Below are 26796 nucleotides of genomic sequence, written 5' to 3'. Positions count from 1 at the left end.
ATTTTATACTTTTTTTATTGGTGTTCGAATATTTTGATTATTCCGTTTTTATGGAATAACAGAGGGGACTGGTCCTTTGTTAAATGGTGTAATTGGTTGGTTTTCAGTTTGTTTTATTTTGTTTAAAACAGATTTTAACGTAAGTACTTACTAAGTATAGGGAATGTTAAATCAAATATTATGAACAGGTTTAAGAGTTAAACCGTTCGTTGGTATAGGTATTAAAAGCGTTGTATCATGTAGATTTGAGAAAAATATAAGAAAGTGAACAATTTGGGAATTCTTTAATATAAGATTAGCAAATTTCGGAGACCCATATTGTAACTTTGTACTACCAAAAAATAGGAAGCTATTTAGTGGTGTGTGTTGTATTTTTTAACAGTTCTCTATTTGAATAAAATAGTTTAAAAAATTTTTAAGATAAATATAAAAAAACGATATGAAAAGAAAACTAACTCACATGGCCAGAACTTAAGATGGTACACACTTAGGTATTTTAAAAGCAAGGCTCTTTTAAGTACCAAACTGTAAAGACTACTGTATTTACGTTTTATCTAATTTTATGTATAACCTATTAAGCTAATTTGTAGCTATACTCAATAATAGGTAAGAGATTGGATAAAATGCTCTAAGCTAAATTTACCTCACATAAATTAGTTATAGTAAAGCGTACGACATATACATAAGTTCTTCACAGAGAAATATATCTAGTGATTTATGTCTTTTGCTAGTATATATAACAAACACTCAAACAACAATATAAACAGACAACAATGAAACAAAAAAATATTTTCACTCTTCTTCAAAGGGTGATGCTGCTTTTTGTGCTATTAATTCCTTTGGTCTATTCTTACGGGCAAGAAAAAGTTTTAGCCAAGTATGAAAGTAAGAGCTCTCTAGGTGTACAAGGTCATACCAACATCAATGATGATAATGACGAGGTGGTTACTTTAAAAGCTGGAACTGGATTAATACTAGCAATAGGGAAGTACAATAGTCATATAGTAGCTAGATTTGATAATGAAATCCCTGCTAACCAATGGAGTTACATACAACTCGATGGAGATCAAGGATTATTTGATATGCTATTAGGTGGAAACCTAGGAGATGCATTAGGAAAATTAGTAGAAACTATTCTACTTGGTAACCAAAACATCGAAGTTAGTGCTCTTACTAACAATAATACTGAGGTATTCAGCACTTCTAGTAATGCTAAGTTTGTTAGTAGTCAATCTAGAATATTCGTAGATGGGAATGGAAAAAATATTTTAGCAATTAAACCAAGTCAACCATACCAAAAAATCAAAATTGAAAATAAAGCTCTTGCCGTAATAGGAGCGTTGAGTACTTATGAGGCTACGGTTGCAAGGGTTTTTACTTATGATAACTCTGTTGATGTAGAGTGTGGTAAGCCGATAGGTACAAGTTTTGATGGAACTGGAGGTTTAGGATTAAGCTTATTAGATGTTAGGAATCAGAAATTAGGAAATGCTATCGATTCAGGTAGTGATTCTATGGATACCTATTCAACTATGAAAAGTAGTGGTTTACTATCTTTAGATTTAGGTGTTAACTTATCGCAAATGTTTTATTACCCTAATGTATCTGATGCGGATGCAAGTTTTAATATTACATTAGGTTTAGGTACCACTGGAGTTCTAAGTTTAGATTTATTAGGTGGTATTGAAGTGAACGCTTATAATGGTGACATTAAAGTATATAGTAAGTCACTGGCTAGTGGTCTTATCAATGGTATTGATCTTTTAGGACTTTTGGAGTCAAATGGAAAAGCAACTATTGTGTTCGCTCCTGGTAAAGGCTTTGATAGAATTGAAGTTAAAGCTAATGGAGGAATAGATGTTGACCTATTAAGTAAAGGTTTGAAAATTTATGATGTTGAGCGTTATGGAGGAGAAGGATCTGGTTGTGAAAATCCTTTAATTAATAAGCCTCAAGGTGATGATTATAGCTTATTTATAAACCCAGCTTGTGCAAAGGATTTAATTGATTCTGAGAATGTTGATTTTGCTTCATGGGCAGTTGATGGAAATAATAAGAGTGCTGCTACCTTATATGCAGCAAATGGAAAACTTCTGGGATTAATCGGTAGTCAGGATGTTAATGGAATGATTCATATGACGTGGGATCATACGGTTCCTGCGAATACTCCTACTTATATCCGTATCGATACTAATGAAAGATTATTAACTAGCTTACTAGGTTCTATTTTAGGAGGAATTGGTGATAATCTTGGTTCTATTTTAGTTGGAAATTATTATTTTCAAGTAGATGCATACAAAAATGGTAATAATAACAGTGTACTAAGTAGAAAAAGTAGTAACGCTTTTGGCGGTGGAGATGATGCTGCTCAAGGTAGCGTAAGCATTGTACAAGACAAGGAAGGCTATTACTATTTAAAAGTAGTTCCTACTGTTGAATATAATAGTGTGAAAATCACTAATAGCGTAAACCCAGGGTTATTAAATGTAAGTGCTGATGAAGGAGTTTTTACTATGGATGTTTATGACATGTGTAGAGAAATAAATACAACAGAAGCTTTATGTGGAAGCCCAATATCTACTTCTTTAATTTCAACAGGACTAAATATCAATTTACTAGGAGGTTCTACTGATTATAATTTTGAAGCAGCTATTGATGGAGATGATGAGACTTACTCGGTACTACCACAAGGAGGATTATTGAATGTAACTGCTTTAGGGAGTGTAGCTCAGAGTTTTGATTTTGCTACACCTTCAGAGCCTAATGCTACTTTTAGTATAACAATGCAAATGCCAAAAGGGGGTGTAGATATAAATCTTTTAGGTGGAATTGAAATTCTTGCTTATAAAGGCATAGAAGAAGTTTATAGAAAACCGTTAACTAGTGGGCTAGTTGCTAATTTAGATGTACTAGATTTAATTTCTAATGGTAAAAAAACAACACTTCGTTTTGGACCAGGCCACTCTTTTGATAGAGTTGAGATTCGCGTTAATCAAGGAGCTGAATTAAACCTTTTAGGGAGAGGTATACAAATATATGAGGTAGAGCGTTTTGGTTCTGCTTGTCCAGACCCAGCGATCGAAATCCCATTGCCAACAGAGAAACCTTTTGAAGTACCTGTATGTGCAGGAGAATTAATTGATTTTGAAAATGTTGATTTTCCAGGGAATGCAGTGGATGGTAATAATGAAAGTTATGCATCTTTAGTATCTTCGAATGGTGCTATCCTTAATCTAGGAGCAACTACTTCGATGATTGAAATGTCAACTGGTAGTACGCTACCTGCCAATAAGACTTCTTACATACGTATTAATGCAGAAAAAGATGTTTTAGATGCATTATTATCAGGTACTTTAGGTAAGGTAGTAAGTGTAGTAGGTGGAGCATTATTAGGCGATCACGTTATTACAGTTGAAGCATATAAAGGTGATGAGCAAGTTTTAGAAGCAGTAAGTTCTGACGGTTTTGTAGGAAACTCAAAAGGTAAAGTTACTTTAGTAGAAGATACTAAAGGGCGATTCTATTTGGCAGTAACTCCTACTGATAGTTATACCAGTGTTAAAATATCTACTCAGACATTAGGAATCTTAGGAACAGGAGGGGTAAACGTATTAGACGTATATGATATGTGTTTTGAAGCAGGATTAGATTCTTGTTTCCCAGTTCAGTTTACTTCGTTTGATCAAAGAGGATTAAGTCTAGGTTTAGGTGCTGGTACTGGAGTATTACAAGGTGCAGGTGTTACCAATGCTTATTACGCTATTGATAATAACTCTTCTAGTTACTCTCAGATTACTGCTGGAACATTAGGTGTTGGAGCAAGCGTTTTCCAAACATTCTATTTTACTCAACCTTCTTTAGAAGGAGATCAATTAAAGGTAAAATTACAACCTGGAAATGCAGCTATTTTAAATCTCAATTTATTAGGAGCTTACAAGGTAGTTACTTATTTGGGTAATACCGAAGTACAGAGTTTTACTCTAAAACAAGGACTTATCCAAGAATTCGATCTTTTAGGTTTATTTAAAGCTGGTGGTAGTCAAACTTTTATTTTCGATACTACTGAAGTTTATGACAGAGTTGAAATCGTTGCAAATGGTTTAGCAAATGTTGCTACGAGTGCAGATTTAAATATATACGAGGTTAAACGTGTGGGAGTAAATTGCCCAGAGGTTAATAGTCCTCATCCTTTTGAAGATCCAGTTTGTGCGAATGTCTTAGTTGATTTCCACAATGCAAGTGATGTTCTAAATGTGCTTGATGATAATTTTGATGCATATGCAACTATCCAAAGTGGAGCAGGTGTTCTTTTAGGAATTGGTGCAGACGAAGGTGTAATAGAATTAGCGTACGATCACGTTGTTAAAGGTGGAACGACTTCTTATGTTCGTTTTGATATTGATGAAACTTTACTTGGTAATTTACTTGGAGGAAATTTAGGTGGTCTTGTTAGTGGTTTATTAGAAGGACTACTATTAGGTGATCACTATTTTACGGTAGAAGTGAAAGATGAAGATGGTAACGTTATTTTAGATGGTAATAGTAGCGAAACAGATACTCAGAAATTGAGTGGAATTATTCGCGTTATGATTGATAAAGAAGGACGTACATATCTTGCTATTACTCCTAAAGGGGATTATAAGTCTGTTCGTATTACAGATAAAACCAAAGCAGGTATTCCGCTTTTAGCTTCTCCAAACACTATGAATATTTATTCTATGTGTTATGAAGCTAGCGATAATAAATGTCAAGATGTTTTTGCTACTTCTTATGAATATTCAGGAATTTCTTTAGGAGTTGAAGGAATAACAAATCATGGAGTTGTAAATCCTGAGCGTGCGATAGATGATAATTCTACAAACTACTCAGAAATAAGTATAGGAACTTTAGGAGTTGATAGTAAAGTAACACAATGGTTTTATTTCAACACACTTTCTAAAGCTAACGAAGTTGTAAATATTGACTTTACTACCTCTAATGGTTTGATAGATTTAGATTTATTAGGTAAAATTGAGATTATCGCTTATAATGGTGATACTCAAGTTGCAAAAGTGAATTTTGGAAATGGAATTGTTAATGGTATAAACATTATTGATTTAATTAATAATTCAGGTAGAGTTGTATTGCCATTTACTCCAAGTTATGAATATGATAGAATTGCAATTTCATTAAACAGTTTAGTTGGATTAGGAGTTTCTTCATCATTAAGAATCTATGATGTGTCTCGTACATGTCAAGAATTATCAGAAAGATTTACTTCTTGGAAAACTTATACAGTAGGTGAAGAAAAAGATGCAAGTATCGCTTCAGTAAAAGGTGGTGAACTGGTTAATTATACTATTCATGTTAGAAATGATGGTAATGCGGATATCACAAATTTCTTTGTTCATGATGTATTACCAGCAGGAACAACTTATGTAAGTAGTGCCAATGAAGGATTTTATGATAATGCAACTAGAACAGTTTCTTTTGCTAATCATGGTGCTTTAGCTATTGGAGATATACAAAGTTTTACTTTTACTGTGAAAGTAAATTCAAATTTAGAAGGATTAGATGCAATTAAAAACATTGCAATTGTTGGTACGAATACTAACACAACAGGAAACCCAAGTTTCCCACCTGTAGATAATACAGTTGATCCTTCTACTCCGGATACATCGAAAGAACCAGGAACTATTATTAATGTTGAACCTACTGACAGTGTAAAAATTGCTAAGCGTGGGGAAAGCGATAAAAATGGAAACATAGTTGAGAAAGAAGATATTTTAACTTATACTATTTCAGTTACCAATAATAGTAATAAAGCTATACGTCACTTTACAGTTGAGGATGTTTTTGCTGATACAAATGACGTAACCGTTAAGCTTTTAGAGACTGATAATCTAGTGATACAAGGAGATAAGGTTATCTTTACTATAGCTGTTTTACAACCAGGAGAGACTATTGATCTTATAGTAAAAGCTGAAGTACTTGAAGTTCCTACGGCGACAAATGGTGTTTTAGCTAACACAGCAACAGTTAAATATGCTTCTCCTATTGATGGAGGTGAAAAAACGGAATCTGTTGAATTTAAGTTTACGACAGAGTGTACTCCAGTTACAATAAAAGATTTCGATATAACACTTGATTATCTAGAAGCTTGTGCAGGAGTAGAGCGTACACTAACAGCAAGTGCTGCCAATACTTTTGTTAATCCTGTTTTCAAATGGTATATTAATAATGGAACTTTAAAAGAATTAGTACATATAGGGGACACTTTTAAAGTAAGTCCTTTAGATAGTACTACTTACTATGTAACTTTCGAAGCTGAGGGGTATTGTTTCTCAGACGATGAGGCAGAAGTAGTTGTCAAAGTTTTAGATGGAACCGATGCGCCGGTGTTGAGTGTTAAGCCTGATGATGCTATTATTTGTGTAGGGGCTAGCGCTACTTTAACTGCAACAGAAGGACCAGCGGGTACAATCTACCATTGGTACCTTAACGGAGAAAAAGTTGAAATATTCAACGATCCGATTCTTGATGCAGAAGGTAATACAATCGGTAATGAGCCTTTCTCGACAAGTCATGAAGTAGAGACTACTTTAGCTGGTATATATACAGTTAGAGCAGAAGCGCCAGGAGTTTGTGTTGGAAAAGAATCTAATCCAGTAGAAGTTACTCTAAAAGATCGTCCAACGATTAGTTTTGAAATTGGTGGAGATGGAAGAGAAATTAGAAAAATTATAACTAATGTAAACACTGAAATATCTTTACCTAGAGCTACAGCAAGTAATGGTGCTGCTGTTGTTTGGTATGCACTAGATAAAGATGGCCAATATTCCGTTCTGGACGCTGATGGGGATGGAAACCGTAAGGTTAAGTTCGATAGTCACGGTACTTATACTTTCTATGCATATGCTGTAGCAAATGGATGTGAGGCTTTAGAAGAAGTAATCGTAATTGTTTATGATTCTGCAGCTTGTTCAGATACAACTGTAAGAAAATATGCTACAGCATCTCAATCATGGGGTAGTATTATAACAGGAGGAGTAAGTAATAGACCAAATGCTATTGACCCTGACCCTACTACATACTCAACAATTACTACTGGTTTAGGATTATTAGGTATTGGAACAACTTGGCAAACTATCATGTTTGATGAAGAAATTCCAGCTGGTACTCCAGTTACAATTAAACTAGGAAAAGAGTATAGTGGACTAGTATTAGCAGGTGGTCTTTCTGTAGTAGGGGTTGACTCTAAAGGAAGAGACATCGGAGTAATCAAACCTGTTCAAGGTGGATTATTAGATTTATTAGCAGCAGATAACGTTGTAGAATTTACTTTTGTACCAGGAAAACTTAGTGGACCACAGGCTTATAAAGGAATTCGTATTTCTCAAGGTTCATTAGTTGGAGTAGCTCAAAACGCTAAAGTGTACGGAGTGTATATCACTCAAAAAGGTGATATTAACTGTAGTCCAGTTACTCCAGGAGCTAGAAGTAACATTCAAGATGTTCTTCACGGAGTAAAAGACTTAGGATTAGGAGTTGCAAGTGCAACAGCTTCAGTAAGTACTCCATGGAATGCTGTGGATACAGACATGGACTCGTACGCTATGATATCGCGTGGGGTAGCAGTACTAAATGCTGCTAGTTTAACGGTAGTATTCAAACAAGTAGCTTTACCTAATGACGAATTACAAATTATTTTAGAAACACCTTTAAACCCTGTTCTTAGTTTAGAATTAATTAAAGGGTATACTATTCAAAAGTATTTAGGAGATGAAAAAGTAGGTCCAGCTCTTTCTGTAGGTGGAAACGTATTAGGATTAAGATTATTAGGTCTTCTAGGAGGGTACGAGGATAGAGTTAAAGTAATTGTATCAGCTACAGGAGAAGGACAATCTTACGAGCCATTCGATAGAGTACAAATTGCTTATGGAAGTGTGGTTGGTGTTTTAGGTGATTTTACTAAAATATATGATGTAAGCTTAATACCTACTTTCAAGGAAGGAAATGAAGGAACAGAGGATGTATTACACGTTTGTCACCAAGGTCTATTAGAATTAACTCCTGAGGATGGATGTACACATTTTGAAGTGTTTACAGTGCAAGTAGGAGGAGAAGCTTTAGAAGACGTTGGAGGAAATACTGGTTTAGTATTTGACTTAGGAGATTTACCAGTAGGAAAACATACTCTATGGGTGCAGACTTACCGTAATGGTTGTGAAGCTGGTCCTAGAGTACCTTTAAATGTTCAAGTGAATGAAACTCCAGTATTTGATCACTATTTATTAAATGGTGAAAAACTAGAGCAGACTAACGGTAAACTTGAAATGAAAGTACACCGTGGGGATACTAAAACTACCTTAGACGTTATGCCACAAGTTTCAGCTGCTACAACTGTAGCTTGGGAAATGAAAAACGTGGATGATGCTGGTGTAGAGACTTGGATCGCAATTCCTTTTGCAAATGTAGATGCGAACACTGGAAAACTTACAATGGATATTCCTCGTAATGGTAGAATTGACGGAGTAGATTTCAGCGGTAAAAAAGTAAGTATCCGTGCAGTATTAGCAGCAAACATTGAAGATCCTCGTTTTGATGACGATAAAATAAAATATGAAGGAATAAGAGCATGTTATACTTACGGAGATATTATCGAAGTAGAAATAGCTAAACGTTCTAACGTAAAATCAAACTTAAACGTAACTCAAAGAATAAAATAAAAAAACAACAATAATTCAAAATAAAAACTCAAATGAAAAAATTAACGATCATCGCAGCCCTTTTGGGAACAGTATATTTCGCTAACGCTCAAGTAGGAATCGGTACACCCGATCCTGCTTTGTCAGCGGAATTAGATATAGTAAGTGATACTAAAGGTATCTTAATCCCTAGAGTAGAACTTAAAGATTTAAACCAATATAATAAGCCTAATCCTATTGTTGGAGGGGAACAAGTAAGCTTACTTGTTTTTAACAAAACTGCTGTAATTAAAGACGCAGATAAGATAGATCCAGAAACGGATATATTAGTAGGTTTTTACTACTGGGAAAATGAAAAATGGAATCGTATTGTAAGTAGAGCTGAATTAGACATAGCTATTACAAGTATTGGTGGAGATATTACTAATATCACAAATGATATTAAAGATATTCAAGCTGTAATTAACTTCATTCTACCTTCTAACCCTGGTAATGAGGGTACAGATGAAGGCGATAAGGAATCACATACAACTGTTGTTTATGACCAATCTACTAAGAAGTTTTATGAGGTAAGTTTTAATCCTACTACTAATAAGTATGAAACTACCGAGATTAACATTGAAGAAATAGTTACTGGTTTTGAAACAGAAACTAATTTAGGTCGTTCAGTTGTTGTTGCAGATGGTACTTTACCAGCATATGAAACAGTAAAGGCTCCGGTAGCTGCTAATGTTAAAGCAGGTGAGATATTCTACCAATACCTAAACGAAGCAGGTGAAGATGAGTATATCAACATGACACAAGACATTGTTACAGCTATTGAAAATAACACAAAAGTTAAGAATGCTATTACAAATGTGTTAAACGAAGGTGGTAACGTATATTACGGTGACCATGATAATAACCCTACTTCACCAGATGTATTCTACACGATTAATGAAAAAGGAGAAAAAGTTGAAATTATTCTTTCAGACTCATTCATCTTGAATTTAATTGAAAGAAACATCCAACGTATTAAAAATATGTTAGGGGATAAAATCAACAATACTACTATTATCAATACAGGAGATCAAATTGATGGTGAATGGGTATTTAAATACCTAGGAGAAACAACTGTAGGTGGTGCTGTAGCTGATGCTCCTTCTGCTGTTACTTCTGGAATTACTTTACCAGCTAAATCAAATGCAACAGGAGTAGTGTCTGTAACTTTATTAGATGGGAAAAACATTGTAGCTAACAATGTTACTCAAGTTAGTGTTGATGCTGAAAATAAAATTAGTTTCAACCTTGGTACTGGAAATCACTTCACAGCTTTACCAGCTGGAACATATAAGGTAATCATTGAATTTACTAGTTCAAATGTACCTCCTATGATCATCGGGCCAATGCCTAATCCAGTACAGCCATAGTACACAAACGAACAATAATATAAAACACTCACTAGTGCGAGCCTTTTTACTCAAGCTTTAGGCTCGCACTTTTATAAAACAAACTCAACAATGAAAAAATTATATTTAACATTAGCATTAGCTTTAATCACTAGCGCAGGATTTGCTCAAAGTAAAATTGGAGGAACTAATCCGGATATTAATCCAAACGCAATTTTGGAATTGGATTCAGAGACTAATAAAGGACTTTTACTTCCTCGCGTTGCTTTGACGTCTTCTACTGAAGCAGCTCCTTTGGCAGCTCACGTGGAAGGTATGACAGTATATAACACTGTAACAGCTGGTGATGTAGTACCTGGATTCTACTATAACGATGGGTCTAAATGGTCTCAGATGGTTACTACAGATAATAAATCGGTAAAGTTTTTCTATATGCCAAGTATTGTTTTTGATACTTCAGAGGATAAACAAAATGTAGTAGTTGATTTATTTGCAGAGTATAAAAAACAGTTTGATTTAGAGAATAAAATGCAAGTAGTAGGACAGCCTCAGAACTATTTCAAAAGTGAGAAAGCACCAAGTATTATTCCTTATTTCGAAAACCCAACAGATCTTTATTACTATGTAACAGATTTTGATACATCTGTTTTTGAAGTACTTTCTATTACAGAAGAAGGTGTAATGACTTATAATGTGAAAGCAGCTGCTACAGACGCAACAATCATGAATATTGTGTTTGTGGTTAAACCATAACCTTTAAAAGTGATTTGATATGATAAATTATAAAACGCTTTTACTTTTAGCAGGTATCTGCAGTTATGGGGCAGTAGCTCAATCTGTGCAAAAACCTAATGAGGTAACAAGCAATAAAGGACAACTTTACGTTAGCCCTAATGGTGTGCTTTCTACAAAATATAATTTTGTGAATCAGCCAGGAGCTGACTTTAGAAACAATGGTGAATTCCATGTTTTTAAAGATGTAGAGAACAATGGTGACTTTTTCGATTATAAAGGAGATACACCTCAAGGAACTACTTATTTCAAAGGGAATACCCTACAGAATATTAAAGGAAATGCTATTACTTTAAATCACGTAGAATTTAATAATACTACAGATAAGGAAGCATTCAAAATCCTTTCGGATATTGATATTCATGGTGAGACACAATTCGCCGATGGTATTGTTAGAGTAGAAGAAGCAAATGGAAGTCTTACTTTTTTACATGGCTCTTCTATTAAGCATGTTCACGATGGTGGACACGTTTTAGGTAGAGTAGATAAATTAGGTACTACTTCTTTTACTTATCCTTTTGGAGGCGAAATGCCTCAAGCAACTAGAACAGGAGATGTGAGTATTCACCGTCCAGCTATGATTGCACATGAGACAAAAGGAGATACTAAAGATGCTTTTGGTGGACATTATGGGTTTTTAGATGCTCCTGAAATTTTTGCTTCAAGAAGCGAAAAAGAAGGAGTTGTACTAGAAGTAGATACCAAAGAGTATTGGTTGATTGAAAACTCAGAAAAAAACAAAGCGGATATTGTTCTTAGTTTAACTTGGGATGAGCGTACTACACCAACACAGTTCATTGGAACAAAAGCAAATGAAATGAAGTTGGCTGTTTTACGTTGGAATCCAGCTGTAAAGATGTGGATAAATGAAGGTGGTATTGTTGATCTAGATAATAAGACTGTAACTACTCCAACGGAGGTTAAAGGTTATGGTTATTTTACCCTAGGGCTTGTTGATTCAGATCATATACTAGATGGTGGTGTAGTTATTTATAACTTAGTATCTACTAATGATGGTACGCATAACGACTATTTTAGAATTGAGAATATAGAGCGCTATCCAAATAATAGTGTTGAGATTTTCAATAGATGGGGAGCAAAAGTATATCAAACTACTAATTATAACTCCAATGGTAATGTGTTTAGAGGTTATTCTGATGGAAAGGTTACTTTAGACAAAGGTTCAAAACTTCCTTCAGGTACTTACTACTACGTAATCAACTATGAATATACGTCAGATTCAGGTAGTAAGAATATCAAAAAAGCAGGTTATTTACAATTAGACAACAATTAGAAACAGCAGAGAATGAATTTTACAAGATTAATAAAGAATATGGCAATCTGCTTGTTTGCAATAAGTGGATCTAATGCCTTAGCACAACAAGACCCTCAGTATACCCAATATATGTATAACCCTACTAGTATTAACCCTGCTTATGCTGGAACTAGACAGAGTTTAAGTTTTTTTGGTCATTATAGAACACAATGGGTAGGATTAGATGGTGCTCCTAAAACAGCATCTGTTGCTATGAATACACCAATTGGAAGATCAGGATTGGGATTAGGTGCTTCTTTTCGTAATGAAAAGATTGGAGTAATGAGTGATAATACTTTCGCAGTAGACCTTTCTTATGCAATTGATATCAGTTACCGCTATAAATTATCTTTTGGTATTAAAGCTTCTGGTAACTTATTGGACGTAAAGTACAGTGATTTATATATTTACAATCAACCTTCTTTATATCCTGATATTAAAAGTAAGTTTACTCCAAACATTGGAGCAGGTTTATACCTATATGACGATAAGTCTTATTTAGGATTATCTGTTCCTCATATTTTATCAACAGATAGATATGATGACAATGATTATTTAACTGTGGAGCAAAAAGCGCACTTTTACTTAATGGGAGGGTATGTATTTGAAATCAACGATCAGTTTAAATTAAAGCCTGCATTTTTAGCTAAGGCTGTCCAAGGGGCACCTGTACAGTTAGATTTAACAGCAAATGCTTTATTTATGGACAAATTCACCCTTGGGGCTGCTTACCGTGTAAGTGGTTCAGTAAGTGGATTGGCTGGATTTCAAATCAACGAAAGTTTATTCATAGGATATTCTTATGATGCAGAGACAACAAAACTGAAACATTATAATTCTGGATCTCATGAATTCTTGTTGCGTTTTGAATTATTTAACCACCAGAAGAGAACTAATACACCTAGGTTCTTCTAATAAACAAAGGAAAAATAATGAGAAAAATAGTAAAAAATATTTTTGCAGTAACTTCTCTGTTTTTGCTTTCTAGTGTGGGTTTTGCACAAAATGGTAAGGAAAAACAAGGAGATAGCAGATTCGAACTTTATGAGTATGTGAATGCTATCGAAATCTATGAGAAAATTGCAGAAAAAGGTTTCAAGAGTGTAAACACTCTTACCAAGTTAGCCGATGCTTATTATTTTAATGGAAAATACGTAGATGCTAATAAGTGGTATGCAGAGTTGTTTGATTTTGCAAACCAAACTAATCAGGAACTACCTTCAGAATATTACTATCGCTATTCGCAAACTTTAAAAAGTATGCAAGATTACCCTCTAGCAGATAGTTATATGGATAAGTTCTCTGAGATAGAGAAAAGAGACCAAAGAGCTCGTTTATTCCAAGACAATAAGACTACTTATTTAAAGGATATTACCTCTCGTGTTCAACGCTATGAGTTACAACCTTTGTCTATCAATACGGAATATTCGGATTACGGAGCTAGTATTACAGGTAATGATTTAGTTTTTGCTTCTGCAAGAGCTACTGATCAAACTCGAAATGGAAAATTGCATAAATGGACCAATGAGGCCTTTACTAGTTTATACAGTACTACTATTCAAAGTGACGGAACTTTTTCAGATCCTGTAATCTTAGATGTAGAGTATATTGATAAGGTAAATGAGGCTTCTGCTACTTTTACTAAAGATGGAAATACAATGTACTTTACCCGTAATAACGTGGTTAATGGAAAGAAGAGACATAATGAAGATTATTCTATTTTATTAAAGCTATACAAAGCTACCAAAAACCAGGAAAATGGTTCTTGGGTTAATGTAGAAGAGCTTCCTTTTAACTCAGATAGTTTTAATACAGCTCACCCGGCGCTTTCACCAGATGAAAACTGGTTGTATTTTGCCTCAGATAGAGATGGAACTTTTGGAAGTTCAGATTTATTTAGAGTAGCTATTAATTCTGATGGGACGTATTCTGAGCCAGAAAACTTAGGAACTAGAATAAATACAGAAGGAAGAGAAACCTTTCCATTCATTTCAGAGGATGGATTCTTATATTTCTCTACCGATGGACGCCCAGGATTGGGAGGTTTAGATGTATTTATGGCCAAGATTAACTTTGATGGTAGTTTTGGTAATGTTGTAAACGTAGGAGCGCCACTTAACAGTGCATCGGATGATTTCGCTTTCTATATCGATCCTAAAAACCGTAAAGGTTTTATTTCTTCTAATAGAGAAGAGGGCTTAGGAGGAGATGATATTTATTTCTTCCAAGTGGTAGATTGTAAGCAAGTGATCAAAGGATATGTTTACGATAAAAATACAAACGCAAGAATACCTAATGCTCAAATTACCCTGTATGATAATACTTACAATGTATTAGAAACATTAACAAGTGATCAAGATGGTAATTATACGACAATGGCTTTAGACTGTGATCAAAAATTCCGCTTAAAAGTGGAAGCATCCGACTACCATGTATCAGAGCAAGCAGTTGTTTTAGGAAAAGTGTTTAACGATATTCATGAGTTAAACGTAGGATTAGAACCAATTGTTGAAGTGATTGAAAAAGAGGATGACTTATTTAAGAAATTAGATTTAGATCCAATTTACTTTGATTTCGATAAGAGTAATATTCGCCCTGATGCTGCAGTAGAACTTGCTAAAGTTGTAGAGGTATTAAAAATGTACCCTCAAATCAAAATAGATGTTCGTTCACACACAGATAGCCGTGGAAGTGATGCGTACAACCTTAAATTATCTGATCGCCGTGCTAAATCTACTATTAAGTGGATGATAGACAACGGAATTGAAGAAGATCGTATTTCAGGTAAAGGTTACGGAGAAACACAATTAATTAATAAATGTGCTAATAACGTACCTTGTTCTATAGAATTACATCAACAAAACAGAAGAAGTGAATTTATTATATTAGATATCTAATATATTTAAATAAATAAAGCTTATTGATTAAGAAGCCGGTTTCCATTTTATGGGAATCGGCTTTTTTTTTGGTGCAGTGTCCTAACTGTAGTTTAGCCTTGTTTGATAATGGTTATTATGCAGGGTGTAGGGAAACTATATTTCTATTAATAATCAAATATAAACATGCAAGTTTGCTCTTATTATATAGAAGGAGTCATCGTACCTTGTAAGAAGAGTTACGCAAGGTTGTAATGTGTATCTCATCTATTTCCTTAGCATTATGAAATGATTTGGTAATTATCTTTTGGAAAAGCTCAATTACAGCTGGTAGTAATGGGAGTTTTTGTGGTGATATCTCTAAGTTTCTTTCTAGAGAAAATGTTTACTATTCAAAATAGATTATTCTATTGTATATAAGTAAAGGGCATTATATTAAACTCAAGTCAAATAAAGCTACCTATATTTTTTATTGGTGATTTCAGTTTCTTTTTCCACGTTTTCTAGTTTGTTTCTCTTCTGCTTTGATTACTTGGTCAATTGATTTAAAATGTTGTTGCTTTGGTTTTAAAGCATTAATGATATCTTCTAATCCACCAACAACCATAAGTATTTTTAGTAGGGATTCTAACGAAATTCCCCCTTTTTGTTCAAATTTTCTCAAAGTAGATAGCGGAACGCCTGATCTTTGCGACAGTCCTTCTTGTGTAAGTTCCATTTGTAATCGTCTCTCTCGTATATTTTCAACGATCTTTCTTTGTGCTTTAGATTGGGAGATAAGTAACATTATAGTGGTATTTAAGTTTGTTTTTACTATATAACTAATACTATGATGGTAGTGAAGATACGTAAATATAATTAATATTAGTTCTTTTTAGGGCAACTCTATTAACCTTTACTACTTAGTTATGTAGAATTGTAGATAGGTATCCATTATATCTAATACAATACAGTAGAATATAACAGTAAGTACGATCCTATTGAGATCCATAATGAATAAAAACCTAGTAAAAAAGGATATTTTGTATAGCTCTAGTAGTTCTATATCTATAGAGAGGCATAAGGCTCAGTTATTTTTAGTTTAAATCATCCTAAAAAGAGGTAGAAGATAGTCAACAACTCTGTCTATGAAATATGCTCAATGTAATTTTTTTTTGTCTTTTTCAGATCCAATAGTCTTGAAAGTAGACTAAAAATGCTAATTAGTCAGTGCTAAAAAAGCTTATTTATTTAATAAAAATACTTTTTTGAATAAAATGTAAAAAAAATATAAAAATATTTTACTTTTTTTTCCTCATTCTAATCCGGTTTTAATAGAGAATTGGCTTGGTTTTTGGTTGTGCGTTGCAACTTGCTTATTTACAGAGTATTGCGCAATGTTGTTTTAGCTCTATTTCTTTCGTTTTAGTTAATTTATTTAACAATTTTAATTTTGATAAAAAATACTTTTTTAATAAAAATGCATGTTTTTTAAAAAACAACCATGGTTTATTAAAATCTATTTCTATATTTGTGAAAGACAAAACGAAATAAAAAGTCAAAAAATAAAAAGTCAAAAAATGAAAAATTTAGTTATCCTTCTTCCTGTAATTATTATTGTGCTAGTGATTATCACTTAACGCAACGGGAGGTCGTAACTATTTTTAAACCATATAAAATATTTGTAGCTCTCCAGTTTTTTTGGAGAGCTTTTTTTTTACACATTATTCAATAACATTACAATTACTATTATTATGAAAAATATTCTTCTTCTTATTGTCCTTCTAATTATTATTTGCTGCCCATAAGGAGATTGGTATTCTATTGTTATATATAAAACAAAGCCTTTCTCCGTCACACGAGAAAGGCTTTTTTGTTATCCAAAAATTAAAAAAAGTATGAAAATCTTAGTTATATATATTAGTGTTTGTGTTTTTAAGAGCCTACACGGGCCATAAAGAGAAAGAAAGTTTTATGTTTTAATTAAAGCCTTTCTCTTAAAATTAGAAGAAAGGCTTTTCTTTTTAAGTTAAATTGGTAGTGACTATGTTTTGAATACTACCCTTACACCCAAAATAAAAATCAAAAATTACTAGCTCGGGATAATAGAATAAAATCCCATTTGATAAACCTTTTTTAGTACGAATTAAAATGAAAAATTTAAATAAATACAGCAAGACCGTAACCCAAGATTCCACTCAACCAGCAGCTCAAGCCATGTTTTACGGCATTGGATTAAGCGAGCAAGACCTAGACAAGGCGCAAGTTGGAATCGTTAGTATGGGCTATGAAGGTAACACTTGTAATATGCATCTAAACGATCTAGCAAAACAAGTCAAGCAAGGGGTGAATGATCAAAATTTGGTAGGACTGATTTTTAATACTATTGGGGTTAGTGATGGTATTTCTAACGGTACAGACGGGATGAAATACTCGTTAGTATCTAGGGATGTGATAGCGGATTCTATAGAAACTGTAGTTGGAGCCCAGTGGTATGACGGTCTTATAGCAGTACCAGGCTGTGATAAAAATATGCCAGGTTCTATAATAGCCATGGGTAGATTAAACAGGCCTAGTATCATGCTTTACGGTGGGACAATTCACCCAGGAAGATACAAAGGGGAGGATTTAAATATTGTGTCTGCTTTTGAGGCTTTGGGTAAGAAGATCAATCATTGTATCAGTAAAGAGGATTATCAAGGGGTTATCAAAAATGCCTGTCCAGGAGCAGGAGCTTGTGGAGGAATGTACACAGCAAATACCATGGCCTCAGCCATTGAAGCTCTTGGAATGAGTTTGCCTTATAGCTCGAGTAACCCAGCTTTAAGTCAGCAAAAACAAAAGGAGTGTATGGATGTGGGAGCTGCCATGTTAAACTTACTTGAGAAGGATATAAAACCTAGAGATATTATGACTAGGGAAGCTTTTGAAAATGCTATGGTATTAGTAAGTGTTTTAGGAGGATCTACCAATGCGGTACTTCACTTAATTGCGATGGCTTATTCAGTAGATATTACCCTAACACTAGAGGATTTTCAAAAAATTAGTGACACTATACCAGTTTTAGCGGATTTAAAACCTTCAGGAAAATATTTAATGGAGGATTTACATAAGGTAGGAGGGGTACCGGCTGTGATGAAATATCTATTAGACAAGGGATTATTAAACGGGGATTGTTTAACCGTTACAGGTAAAACACTTAAAGAGAATTTAAAGGACTTACCAAGTCTATCTCAGGGGCAAAAGGTGATTCTACCATTAGAGGGACCTTTAAAAGGTACAGGGCATTTACAAATGCTATTTGGGAATTTAGCTCCAAAGGGAAGCGTTGCTAAGATAAGTGGAAAAGAAGGGGATTTTTTCCAAGGACCAGCAAGAGTTTTCGACGACGAATACCAGGTGATAAAAAGTGTTCAAAGGGGACAAATACAAAAAGGGGATGTAATAGTTATACGTTATTGTGGGCCAAAAGGGGGCCCAGGTATGCCAGAGATGCTTAAGCCGACTTCGGCAATTATGGGCGCTGGCTTAGGAGGTGATGTGGCTTTAATTACTGATGGAAGATTCTCCGGGGGTAGCCACGGCTTTGTGGTAGGCCATATTACTCCAGAGGCCTATGATGGGGGAGTCATTGCACTAATACAAAACAATGATATCATTAGTATTAATGCTCTAAACAATACCATCAATGTTCATCTAAGCCCAGAGGCATTAGAGCAAAGAAGATTGCAATGGCAAAGACCAGAGCTAAAACACAAAAAAGGGGTATTGTATAAATATGTACAAAGTGTGACCGATGCCTCAAAAGGATGTATAACAGATTATTATAACCAATAACATTATTTATGGAATCAACAAGAATCACTGGAGCTCAGGCTGTTGTGAAAACCTTAGTGCAGGAAGGAGTAAAAACTATTTTTGGCTATCCCGGTGGGGCTATTATGCCCATCTACGATGCTCTTTATGATTATGACAAAGAATTGGAACATATTTTAGTTCGTCATGAGCAAGGAGCCATTCACGCAGGTCAAGGCTATGCTAGAGTTAGTCAAAAGACAGGGGTAGTATTTGCTACCTCGGGACCAGGAGCAACTAATTTAGTTACTGGATTAGCCGATGCCTTTATTGACTCTACTCCACTTGTGTGTATCACCGGACAGGTTAGTTCTTCCTTATTAGGGACAGATGCTTTTCAAGAGACCGATATAGTGGGAGTGTCTCTACCAGTTACAAAATGGAGTTATCAAATTACAAAGGCTAGTGAAATACCTACCATTTTAGCTAAAGCTTTTTATATCGCTAGCTCAGGTAGACCTGGACCAGTACTCATTGATATTACCAAGGATGCACAATTTGAATACATGGACTTTAATTATAAAAAGTGCTTAGATATTCCAAGTTATATTCCTTACCCACCAGTATCAGAGGATGCTTTAAAACAAGCGGCAATACTGCTTAATAATGCAAAACGTCCTTTTATTTTGGTAGGACAAGGGGTAATACTTTCTAAAGCTGAGAAAGAGTTACTGCAAATGGTTCAAAAAACAACCATCCCTGTGGCTTGTACTCTTTTAGGATTAGGAGCCTTGCCTTGTGATAATCCTTTTTATGTAGGATTATTGGGTATGCATGGAAATTATGCTCCTAATATTAAAACCAATCAGTGTGATGTGCTTTTTGCTATTGGGATGCGTTTTGATGATAGGGTAACGGGTAATTTACAGACCTATGCCAAACAGGCCAAAGTAATTCACCTAGATATAGATAAGGCGGAAATTAGTAAAAATGTAAAGGCCGATGTAGCTATAGTAGGGGATGCAAAACAAGCATTAAAACGATTGATTAATCTTTTAGAGCCTAAGGATCACAGCACATGGCTAGAGGAATTTCATACAGAGAAGACCTATGAGGAAAAATCTTTGCAAAGCAATAGCGACTCTTTTTTAAATAGTGAAATAAAAATGAATCAAGTGGTAGATTATATCTCCCATGTTACTAAAGGACAGGCAATTATTGTAACCGATGTGGGACAACATCAAATGATTACAGCTCGTCATTATCATTTCAATCAAAGTAAAAGCAATATTACAAGTGGAGGCTTAGGTACAATGGGCTTTGGCTTACCAGCAGCGATAGGGGCTAAAGTCGCAGCGCCAAATCGTCCAGTAATTGCTGTTATTGGAGATGGTGGTTTTCAAATGACTTTACAAGAGTTGGGAACAATAATGCAAAATAAAATACCTGTAAAGATTATTATTTTAAATAACTCTTTCTTGGGAATGGTAAGGCAGTGGCAACAAATGTTTTTCGACAATAGGTATAGCCATACTAATATAGAAAGTCCATGTTTTGTTACCCTAGCAAAGAGTTATAATATAAAGGGGGATAAAGTAGAAAGCCCAGATACAATGAGTAGTGCATTAGATGAGCTACTAAACAGTAATGAGAGTTATTTATTGGAGGTAAAAGTGGCAAAACAAGAAAATGTTTTCCCTATGATTCCAACTGGAGCTTGTGTTTCCAAGGTACGTCTTAGTTAATTTAAAAAGGATTTCAGATGCAAAATAATGTATATACCCTTAATATCTACACCCAGGATTCCAGGGAGATGTTAAATCGAATAGTAAATGTATTTAGCCGTAGGAACTTAAAAATAAAAAGTATTCGCTTTTGTGATTCTACTTCGGGTAAGATGCAAAAATACAATATGCAAGTAGTTTGTTCTTTGGAGCAAATTCAGAAAATATGCTTACAAATAGAAAGGTTCATTGATGTTTATAAGGTCTTTTACTACGGACAAAGTGATGTAGTAAGTCAAGAGCTGGCCCTATATAAATTGAACTTCAACCCTATTGTACAAGAAGATTTACAAGAAGTACTTTTTGCAAACAAGGCAAGGGTAATACAAAAAGATAATTGCTTTGTAGTGGTGGAGAAAACAGGTAGTTCTTTTGAAAATAAAGCTTTATTAGAACAGTTAAAAAGTTTTGGAGTTTTGGAGTTTACCCAAAGTACACCAATAGTTATCACTAGAGAGAATCAAGAAATAAACCAATATTTATAAAATAATAAACCAATTAAAAAACAATAAAAATGGCACAAATTAATTTTGGAGGAGTAGTAGAAAACGTTGTAAAAAGAGAAGAATTTTCTTTAGATAAAGCGAAAGATATATTAAAAGACGAAGTAATTGCTGTAATAGGTTATGGAGTTCAAGGACCAGGTCAAGCCCTAAACTTAAGAGACAATGGGTTTGATGTAATTGTAGGACAAAGAAAAGGTACTTCTAGCTGGGATAAAGCCATTAAAGATGGATGGGTAGAGGGCAAAAATCTATTTGAAGTAGAACAGGCTTGTGAAAAAGCAACTCTAGTGATGAACTTACTTTCTGATGCTGGTCAAATTCACGCTTGGGAGTCAATGAAAAAGCATTTAACTAAAGGTAAAGCACTATACTTCTCTCATGGATTTGGTATTGCTTTCCAAGATAGAACAGGAATTTATCCTCCTAAAGATGTAGATGTTTTCTTAGTTGCTCCAAAGGGATCAGGTACTTCTTTAAGAACTTTATTTTTAGAGGGTTGTGGGCTTAATTCTAGTTATGCAATTGAGCAAGATGCAACAGGAAATGCTAAAAATAGAGCATTAGCTTTAGGAATTGGTATTGGATCTGGGTATTTATTTGAAACAACTTTCAAAAAAGAAGCCTACAGTGATTTAACTGGAGAAAGAGGCGTTTTAATGGGAGCTATTGCAGGAATATTTGAAGCTCAATATGATGTATTACGCTCTAATGGACATACTCCAAGTGAAGCCTTTAATGAAACAGTAGAGGAATTAACCCAAAGCCTTATGCCTTTAGTGGCTAAAAATGGAATGGATTGGATGTATGCTAACTGTTCTACTACCGCTCAAAGAGGAGCCCTAGATTGGAAGGATAGATTTAAAGATGCAACAAGGCCAGTTCTAGAGCAATTATACCAAAGTGTTTCTAGCGGGGAGGAAGCTCAAATTACCATAGATGCCAATAGTAAAAAAGATTACCGTGAAAAATTAGAAAAAGAATTAGAACAAGTACGCAATAGTGAGCTATGGCAAACAGGAGTGGAAGTTCGTAAATTAAGACCCTCAAAAGCATGATTTCATTAGACACTATTTATTCTGCAAAAAAGAACATACAAAAAGTAGTTTTGCATAGCCCTTTAATCAAAAATCAAAATCTAAGTCAGGAATTTGATGCCGATGTATATTTAAAAAGAGAAGACCTTCAAAGTGTTAGATCCTATAAAATACGCGGTGCCTACAATAAGATTTCAAGTTTAGATCCAAGTGAAAAAAGTACTGGCGTGGTTTGCGCTAGTGCTGGTAATCACGCACAAGGAGTAGCTTATGCTTGTAAATTATTAGATATTAAGGCTACTATTTTTATGCCAACTACTACACCTATGCAAAAAATTAAGCAAGTGGAATTGTTTGGCAAAGATAAGGTAGAGATTGTTTTAAAGGGAGATAGCTTCGATAGCTGCTCTTTTTATGCAAAAGAGTTTTGCCAGGAGCATAAAGCTCAGTTTATTCACCCCTTTGATGACCCGTTAGTTATTGCAGGACAAGCAACTATTGGATTAGAACTTTTAGAAGATCTAAAAAATAAAATTGATTTTATTTTTGTACCCATTGGTGGAGGTGGATTAGCTGCGGGAATATGTAGTGTCTTTCAAGTTTTAAGTCCTTTAACCAAGATAATTGGGGTAGAACCTCAAGGTGCATGTAGTATGAAAACCTCGATTTTTAATCAGCAAAATACTACTTTAGAAACTCTAGACACCTTTGTGGATGGAGCTGCTGTGAAAAGAGTAGGGGAGCTTAACTTTGCAATTTGTAAAGATGGGCTGTCCCAAGTGGTAAGTATCCCAGAGGGAAAGGTTTGTACCACCATTTTAAGGCTTTATAATGAAGAAGCCTTAGTGGTAGAACCTGCAGGAGCTCTGAGTATTGCAGCTTTGGATATGTATAAACAACAGATCAAGGGAAAGACAGTAGTATGTGTGGTAAGTGGAAGTAATAATGATATTACCCGAACCGAAGAAATCAAAGAGAAATCTCTTTTATATCAAGGTCTTAAACACTATTTTATCATTAATTTTCCTCAAAGAGCAGGAGCCTTAAAAGAATTTGTAAATCAAGTTTTAGGCCAGCAAGATGATATCACTTATTTTCAATTCTCTCAGAAGAACAACCGCGAAAGTGGACCTGCTTTAGTAGGTATTCAGTTAAAGCAAAAAGAGGATTACACCAATATTATCGATGGATTACAAAAAGGAAATTACAACTATAGATATTTAAATGAAAAAGAAGACCTATTTACTCATTTAGTAGGTTAGATTATTATAAAAAGATCCATCTTTTAAGGTGGATCTTTTTTTATAAAGTATTTTTTCTCCTATTGTGTTGAAAAGCAGTAATTTATTATATTTACGTAAGAAGTTTATTTTAAAAGAATAAGTATGACACTTTTGCAAAGCATTTTTTCTAGTCCCTTAGGGGATATAGTAGCTGTAAGTTCTCCTAAGGGAATTTGCTATCTTATGTTTAAGGACCACCTTTTATTAAAAAAGGATATAAAGGAATTAGAAAAAAGATATAACGCTCCTATTGTTTTAGGGGTAAATAGGCATATTGAGCTCTTGCAACAAGAATTAGAAGCTTATTTTACTGGAGAGTTAACTAGGTTTAATACCCTATTGGATATCGACTCTAGTAGTTTACAAGACTTAGTTTATGATCAATTATTAACCTTAGAGTACGGTCAGATTATTACCTATAAACAACAAGCTATGTTACTAGGTAAACCCTCTAGTGTTCGCCCAATTGCTAGTGCTAATGCCAAAAATCGCATTATGATTTTAATTCCCTGTCACCGTGTTGTAGGTACAGATGGTAAATTAACAGGGTATGCAGGGGGCCTTTATAGGAAGCAATATTTGATTGATTTGGAGACTAAAGCTTATAGATTGGAGCTTTAAAGTAGAAAAACATCCTTATGTAAAGTCTTTTTTGGGATTTTTTAAAGATAATATCAAAGTTATTTACTTTTTAAAAGAGAGTAAATAACTGACAGTTAGTAGGTTGTAAAAAGGTTTGAAAATAAAGAGAAAAACCTTTGTATACTACAGTAATTGTCGTACTATTGCAGTGCTAGAAAAAACTGTTGTTTTCTAGTGCGTTCCTTAGACAGGCTTCCAATTCTGTTTAGGGAACTTTTTTTTTATACCTACTTTTGTTTTTTAACTCTATTAATTATTTACTGTCTTCTAACTTCTAAAGTACTGCTTTATCTAAATAAAGCACGGATCATTTTATTACTTTACAAAAGGTATAGATCTAACGTAGTAAATAAAATCTTTTCGAATACCTATTATTTCAGTAGCTTATTTATAGTAAAACAATGTAAATAACACGGATGATTACCTTTTATTTGATTGCAAGCAAAAATGCTTTGGTTGATACCTTATCCGCGGGGTAATTATCCGTGTAAGTTTTCAAAAAATACTTTTAAACCACCTTAGTTTCTTTTTGTTTTTTAAGTGTCAATGCAAAGCCGATTATAAGAAGGGTGAAAAACACTGGATAAAGGACGAAAAAGGTAGAATGAGCAGTAGTTAAGGATAATCCCAATGCTAGAAAAATATGCAAGGATCCTATCACAATTGTTCCCACTGTTCCAATTGTAAAAAACGGATGAAATTTTTTCATAGTAACTCTCTTATTAATAGTTAGTTGTTTGGTATAAAGAGGCATTTAAATTCTATTAAAATTACAAAATTACTTGAAAATAGAAAAATAAATATAACCTATTAAAACGCTTTTGTAGAGAGAGTTGCGCAAGTAAAGGGAAGCTCTAGTTAATTAAAAGCAAACATGCTAAAAGAGCCAAAAGACTACTATTCATTGCTTATATCTGACTTTTTGTTATGTTTAAAACTAGATACTTCTCAAGTAGTATAAAATAGTATGCTTATGGGATTACTTGCTTTTTGTCTTGGCCATGTTGCTTTGTCAAGATAGTTTTTCAAAACTTTTTGACTTAAATTAACTTTTAATGTAATCTAAAAGTATTGATTAACCTATTATAGACACTAAAGACAACCTACTTTATAACTCTATATAAAATTATATTGAAAATAATTCCCTACTTAGCGTATTGATACACAATATATAGGGTGATACAGTGGAAATAACCTTTGAGAATACTGGGAAATATAGGCTTTATGTGAAAAATTTGTCGTACTATTGCAGTGTTAGAAAAAACTGTTGTTTTCTAATGTGTTCCTTAAACAGGCTTCCAATTCTGTTTAGGGAACTTTTTTTTTATCCCTATTTGTAGTACAATTTTTATAGGAAATAATAAGGACAAAAAAATCCCGCTTTAAAAAAACGGGACTATATAGTAGTAATCTTAAAGATGTTCTTCCACTAATTGGTCAACTCCAATTCGGAACTTAGGTAAAGCAGAGTTCCAATCTTTTTCAGGATCTTTATATCCTAAATAAAGTAATACAGCACTTTTTAATCCTTTTTCTTCTAGGTTTAAAACTTGGTCAATGACTTTGTTGTCAAAACCTTCTGCTGGTGTAGCATCAATTTTTAACTCTGCAGCTTGGGCAAGTGCTAAACCTAAACCTATGTATGCTTGTTTTGCAGCGTGATCCACTTGTTGTTGCTTAGTCCAAGTTTTAAATAATTTCTTTAACTGATCTGTATAAGAATTAAATCTTCCATCTTCTAATCCTTTTGCTTTAGTAGAGGCGTTAAATACTTGGTCAATTTTCTCATCTGTATATCCATCCCAAGGTGCGAATACTAAAATATGAGAACAGTCTCTCATACATTCTGGGTTTAATGCGCCAGGAGTTAGTAAATCTTTTGTCTTTTGATCTTCAATAACAAGGATGCGGTATTGCTGTAGTCCAGAGGAGCTAGGGGCAAGGTTGATAGCTTGTAATATCTTATCTATATCTTCTTTACTGATTTTCTTTGTTGGATCATAGGCTTTAGTAGCCGATCTCCATTGTAAATCTTCAATTAAACTCATGTACTGTTATTTTTAATTTTAATAGCTCTGTTGTTGACAATATAGGGCTTTTTAGCCGTACCTAGAAAAAAACCATCTTAAAGTAAAGGTAAAGATTTGTTGGAAAACCGTTTTTTAGGATTTGGGTTTTAGTTAAAATTTAATGGTGGCAATGTTTTTCTATAAGTTCTTATTTTAGGTAGATTGTTTTTTGGTTTATATGTTTTAAGTGCTTAAAATTGAGTATATCGTATTTTAATACAGACTATTTTGTCTTTTTATATATTTTATTCATTTATTTTGCGATTTTTTGATTAAAAATGTCTTTTCTAGTTTATTGACAAAATTACCCAAATCAACAGTTTTGTGTAATTTTTTTTTACAGTTAGCTTATTATGTTAATAAATATAAGAATTGTTCAATGTTTTAATGTATAAAATATTAAATAAAAACTGCTAATTTCTGTAAAATTTGAATAATAATCTATAAATTGTAGATGTCTAATTGAGGTAAAAACAATATGGTTGATGATGTGGTGGTTTTTTATTCTTTTAGGGTATGTAGAAGGACATTTTGTGTTAAATAAATAGAGTGTTTAATTCATTTTATAAAGTGTTGAGTGAATTAAGCATGTACTGTTTATCCTGGATTAGGCTTTAATTTAGAATACTCGAGGATTCTTGAAAAG

At 33.8% G+C, this 26796-nt stretch carries 14 protein-coding genes; 12 read left to right on the top strand and 2 right to left on the bottom strand.

Going from position 1 to position 26796, the window contains the following annotated elements; genetic code table 11:
- The first annotated feature begins 773 nt into the window (after positions 1-773).
- From ACYSNM_RS06305 to ACYSNM_RS06280, 6 genes are all read left to right on the top strand, one after another.
- A complete protein-coding gene (locus ACYSNM_RS06305) occupies positions 774-8708 on the top strand; it encodes a hypothetical protein (protein WP_461756114.1) in 7935 nt (2644 codons plus the stop codon).
- 32 nt (positions 8709-8740) lie between these two features.
- Entirely contained in the window at positions 8741-10096 is a 1356-nt protein-coding gene (locus tag ACYSNM_RS06300) for a hypothetical protein (protein ID WP_461756113.1), read from the top strand.
- Positions 10097-10186: 90 nt separating this feature from the next.
- Positions 10187-10828 carry a hypothetical protein gene (locus tag ACYSNM_RS06295; protein WP_461756112.1) on the top strand — a complete coding sequence of 214 codons (642 nt, stop codon included), beginning with the start codon at positions 10187-10189 and terminating at the stop codon, positions 10826-10828.
- Between the two features lie 19 nt (positions 10829-10847).
- The gene (locus tag ACYSNM_RS06290; protein ID WP_461756111.1) at positions 10848-12161 is read left to right on the top strand and encodes a gliding motility-associated C-terminal domain-containing protein; all 1314 of its coding nucleotides are present in this window, start codon (positions 10848-10850) and stop codon (positions 12159-12161) included.
- A 12-nt stretch (positions 12162-12173) separates the two neighbouring features.
- Entirely contained in the window at positions 12174-13097 is a 924-nt protein-coding gene (locus ACYSNM_RS06285; protein WP_461756110.1) for a PorP/SprF family type IX secretion system membrane protein, read from the top strand.
- A gap of 17 nt (positions 13098-13114) precedes the next feature.
- A complete protein-coding gene (locus ACYSNM_RS06280; RefSeq protein WP_461756109.1) occupies positions 13115-15079 on the top strand; it encodes an OmpA family protein in 1965 nt (654 codons plus the stop codon).
- A 460-nt stretch (positions 15080-15539) separates the two neighbouring features.
- Here the strand turns inward: ACYSNM_RS06280 and ACYSNM_RS06275 are convergent, their stop codons facing one another.
- Complete coding sequence (locus tag ACYSNM_RS06275) at positions 15540-15845, bottom strand: helix-turn-helix domain-containing protein (protein ID WP_461756108.1); 306 nt, start codon at positions 15843-15845, stop codon at positions 15540-15542.
- A gap of 1343 nt (positions 15846-17188) precedes the next feature.
- On the opposite strand from ACYSNM_RS06275, the gene ilvD reads away from it, so the two are divergent.
- The 6 genes from ilvD to ACYSNM_RS06245 all read left to right on the top strand — a co-directional run bounded on the left by ilvD (position 17189) and on the right by ACYSNM_RS06245 (position 24060).
- Complete coding sequence (gene ilvD, locus ACYSNM_RS06270) at positions 17189-18874, top strand: dihydroxy-acid dehydratase (protein ID WP_461756107.1); 1686 nt, start codon at positions 17189-17191, stop codon at positions 18872-18874.
- Between the two features lie 8 nt (positions 18875-18882).
- On the top strand, positions 18883-20577 hold the full coding sequence (gene ilvB, locus ACYSNM_RS06265) for a biosynthetic-type acetolactate synthase large subunit (RefSeq protein ID WP_461756106.1): 1695 nt from the start codon (positions 18883-18885) through the stop codon (positions 20575-20577).
- A 17-nt stretch (positions 20578-20594) separates the two neighbouring features.
- On the top strand, positions 20595-21101 hold the full coding sequence (gene ilvN, locus ACYSNM_RS06260) for an acetolactate synthase small subunit (RefSeq protein ID WP_461756105.1): 507 nt from the start codon (positions 20595-20597) through the stop codon (positions 21099-21101).
- A 29-nt stretch (positions 21102-21130) separates the two neighbouring features.
- Positions 21131-22177 carry a ketol-acid reductoisomerase gene (ilvC, locus tag ACYSNM_RS06255; RefSeq protein WP_461756104.1) on the top strand — a complete coding sequence of 349 codons (1047 nt, stop codon included), beginning with the start codon at positions 21131-21133 and terminating at the stop codon, positions 22175-22177.
- The gene (gene ilvA / locus ACYSNM_RS06250) at positions 22174-23418 is read left to right on the top strand and encodes a threonine ammonia-lyase IlvA (RefSeq protein ID WP_461756103.1); all 1245 of its coding nucleotides are present in this window, start codon (positions 22174-22176) and stop codon (positions 23416-23418) included. Before ilvC ends, ilvA begins: the two co-directional genes overlap by 4 nt.
- Before the next feature lie 123 nt (positions 23419-23541).
- A complete protein-coding gene (locus ACYSNM_RS06245; protein WP_461756102.1) occupies positions 23542-24060 on the top strand; it encodes a methylated-DNA--[protein]-cysteine S-methyltransferase in 519 nt (172 codons plus the stop codon).
- A 1433-nt stretch (positions 24061-25493) separates the two neighbouring features.
- Here the strand turns inward: ACYSNM_RS06245 and ACYSNM_RS06240 are convergent.
- The gene (locus tag ACYSNM_RS06240) at positions 25494-26129 is read right to left on the bottom strand and encodes a nitroreductase family protein (protein ID WP_461756101.1); all 636 of its coding nucleotides are present in this window, start codon (positions 26127-26129) and stop codon (positions 25494-25496) included.
- Positions 26130-26796 lie beyond the last annotated feature (667 nt).

This window comes from Myroides sp. LJL116 (assembly GCF_054871685.1).
The sequence above is the reverse complement of the archived record's forward strand: the minus strand, read 5'-3'. Positions and strand labels throughout refer to the sequence as shown.